The organism is Fulvivirga sp. (assembly GCF_040220315.1).
Taxonomy (GTDB): domain Bacteria; phylum Bacteroidota; class Bacteroidia; order Cytophagales; family Cyclobacteriaceae; genus Fulvivirga.
Window position 1 is genome coordinate 1 of record NZ_JAVJUY010000059.1, and the last position, 3,720, is coordinate 3,720.

Annotated in this window: 3 protein-coding genes; all 3 read left to right on the forward strand. The window is 36.7% G+C overall.

Going from position 1 to position 3,720, the window contains the following annotated elements; all coding sequences use genetic code 11:
* Positions 1-2,355, forward strand: a 2,355-nt coding sequence (locus tag RLO81_RS02700) for a triple tyrosine motif-containing protein (RefSeq protein WP_350106863.1), incomplete at its 5' end; no start/stop codon positions are given.
* Positions 2,324-3,136, forward strand: coding sequence for a hypothetical protein (locus RLO81_RS02705; RefSeq protein WP_350106865.1), 813 nt, complete (start codon positions 2,324-2,326; stop codon positions 3,134-3,136). The genes RLO81_RS02700 and RLO81_RS02705, both read left to right, overlap by 32 nt.
* Positions 3,137-3,139: 3 nt before the next feature.
* Positions 3,140-3,720 (forward strand): aminotransferase class V-fold PLP-dependent enzyme (locus tag RLO81_RS02710; protein WP_350106867.1); only part of this gene is annotated, 581 nt, incomplete at its 3' end.

The following is a 3,720-nucleotide window of genomic DNA, read 5'->3' on the forward strand; positions in this document are numbered from 1 at the left end:
TTAATTTACAATGAAAACAGGGAGTTGGTTTATATGCGTATTGGGGATTCTACCGTGTATGAAAAAGAGATCTACGATATCGCCTTAAAAGGCAACGAGCTCATAGGATTAAGTGCTAACGCTATTTATATAATCGACCTAGAAACAAACAAGACAAAAGAAATAAATGCTAAATATTCCGGGGAGCTGTATGAATTGCATTTAATTGAGAATGAGGTATATGTAAGTACAGAAAAAAGTGGTTTGCAACTCTTGGCAGACAATGACCTCATAGAACCGGGAATAGAAGCTTTCGATAAGCTTGATGTCCAATTTTTAACCAATCAACCTAATAGTAAAAAGGTACTCTTAGGAACGCTCGATAATAATTTATATCTGCTTGAAGATGGAAAAGTTAATCCTGTTGCTATCGATGATGCTGATGGCTATTTGAGTAATAGCGCATTTGTTGACGGTACCTGGATTAGTGATTCTTTGTATGCCATAGCCACATTAAAGGGAGGGGTTATTTTCATAAATCATTTAAAGAATAAAATAGAACAGGTTATTAACTATCAATCTGGCTTACCGGATAACGAAGTTTTTGCTTTTTCAAAAGATACACACGGAGGTATTTGGGTAGCGCACAGCGGTGGGTTTACACGAATCTCTCCAAACCTTCCTTTTAGAAGTTTTCACAAGTATCCTGGCTTAAATGGTTCTTTAATATCAGTTATTAACCACAATAACAGCCTATATGTAGGTACCAGTGAAGGGCTTTATTATCTAAAAAGAGTTAATAATTATGAGGAAAAACAAGTAGTTGAAAAACAGACAGTATTTAAAGAAGTGCCAATTCAAGATACAGATGACAAATCAGGGAAAAAGGGGTTCTTAGGTTTATTTAGCAAGAAGAACAAAGAACAAGAACCTATAGAAACCAGAAGAAAGAAGAGTATTGTTTTAAGGTCGCGCACTGTTAAAGAACTCAAATCTGTAGATTTTGAATTTGTGAAAGTGCCAAAAGTCCAATCTAAAGTGTTGCAATTCCAGAGTTTAGATGACGATTTATACTGTGGTGGATTAGACGGGATTTTTAAAATAGATGGAGCTTCTGCTGAAACAGTTACCACTACGCCCGTTCATCATTTCGCAGTTGCCAAAAGGAACAACCTCATCTTGGCCTCAACATATGAAAATCAGATTAAGACATACGCATTAAACGGCCCAAATAGAGAGGTAAACCTGTTTTATGATTTTAAAGACAAGGTAGATAATATTTTTGAAGATAGTGAAGGCAGAATTTGGCTAAGTTCCTCTGATGAGGTGTATTATATAGAAATAGAAAATGGTGAAATTGGCTTGTCAGAAAGCTTCCCTATTAATAATCCATACATGTATACAACACTTGGTAATGCCAAGGGAGAGGCTCCAACATTTGTGAATGAATCTGGGGAATTCACAATTAACATGAATTTAAAATCAATCCAGGTTTTAGATAGCACAAAAAATCTAAAATATTTATCCGGAGTTAATGGAGAGGTTTGGGTTTACCATAAGGAGCAATGGAATAAATTATCGGAAAAAACAGATAATGAAAGACTAAACCTGCTAAGTCTGTTTAAGAATATAAAGTATATCTCGTCAGAAAAGGATGAATATTATTGGGTGATAACCGAGAATAATGAGCTCTATAAAATTCTTGGTGCTGATATAGAAGTGACCCAGCCTTACGATTTGTATTTAAAGTATATTAAAAACTCAGACAGAACACTTTTACCAAAAGACCAATTAAAGTTCGAGCAAAGTAATAGTACCCTTTTATTTGAATTTGCACAGCCAGAGTTTTCAGGCATCCTGGATGTTAAGTATCAATATTTACTAGAAGGCCTGGATGAAAAATGGTCTGAGTGGTCAGGGGAAAATAATATCATTTCATTTCCTTACTTGCCAGATGGTGAATATACCCTAAGAGTTCGTTCTAAGAACATTTTAGGAGATATTAAGGAAGTGGGGCCTATCAACTTTGAAATTGTTCCACCGTATTGGAAAAGACCTTGGTTTTATGCATTTGAATTTTGCGGGTTGGCTATTTTATTGTTTATTTCTGTGCGGCTAAAAAACCTAGGCTTCAAATACAGGCTGGCAAGCAGGTTATTAGCTTTAATCACACTGATCATAATCATTGAATTCATTCAGACAGTGGCTGAAAATGAGTTTGCAAATGAAAGCTCACCTGTTTTTGATTTTTTAATACAAGTAACCATTGCCATTATTGTGTTACCAATAGAAAGTTTAATACGTAAATATATTTTCCGTGAAAAAAATGTTCAAATACTCGATTTTGTTAGTCTTAAAGACAAAAAGATTTCATAGCTTATTTTTGGTAGGAGTGTTAGTACTTTTTGGGTGTAAACCTGAAAGTAAAAATAGTGAATCCATATCGGAGATTCATGACCTCAACCTCGCTGCTCCCGGCTTTGATTCTATCAATTCTGACCAAAAAGCGATTGCATGGGCAGATGCTGTAATGAGTGCGATGGGCGGAAGAAAGAAGTGGGATCAAACGAGATTTATTTCCTGGGATTTCTTTCGAAGAAGAACACTGGTCTGGGATAAGCATGCAGGTAACGTTCGTATTGAAGTGCCACAGGACTCAATCATTTACTTAACGAACATAAATGATGAAACAGGGAAAGTCAGAATAAAAGGCAAGGAGGTTCAAGATGCTGATAGTCTTCAGAATTTATTGAAACGTGCGAAGAGCATCTGGATTAATGATTCCTACTGGTTGGTAATGCCTTTTAAACTAAAAGATTCAGGGGTAACACTAAAATACTTGAGAGAAGATTCAACATTAAGTGGAGAGGCAGCGCATGTTCTAGGGCTGACTTTTAGTGAGGTTGGCGATACTCCAAATAATAAGTATGAAGTGTTTATTACCAAATCTGATTCCCTGGTAAAACAATGGGCCTTTTTTGGTATGGCGAGCCAAGATAGTGCATCAGCCATATGGCCCTGGGACAATTATAAAGAATATAATGGCTTGCTTCTATCTTCGGATAGATCCGATGACAGAGGCCCACACGATGTTCAGGTGTATGATACGTTAAGTGAAGAAGCCTTTACCAATTTCGATTGGAAAATGACCGAATAATCTATGGATATTGATCTGCTAAGAAGTGAAACCCCGGGATGTGCTAATGTAATCCATTTTAACAACGCGGGTGCGGCATTGGTATCTGACAGAACACTTCAAGCACAGATTAACTGCTTAAATGAAGAAGCTCACAATGGAAGTTACGAAACGGCTGCCAAGTATTCTCAACAGCTACAGGAGTTCTATTCAGAAGTAGGTAAACTTATAAATGCCGAACCAGATGAAATTGCCTTTACTGAAAGCGCAACGGTAGCTTGGCTTCGTGCATTTTACGCCATAGACTTTAAAAAAGGAGATGAAATTATTTGTGACCAGAGCTCATATGCCAGTAATTATATAGCATTTTTAAATGCCAGGGATAAGTTTGGTGTACAGATTAAAATAGCGTCAGAAAATAAACAAGGTGAGGTTGCCATTGCTGATATCGAAGATCTTATTACACCTGCTACAAAACTTATATCAATCACACACATACCAACCAATAATGGCTTGGTGAATCCCGCTGAAAATATTGGTGACCTGGCAAGCCAGAAAGGAATTTTATACCAATTAGATGCCTGCCAATCTGCCGGACAATATCC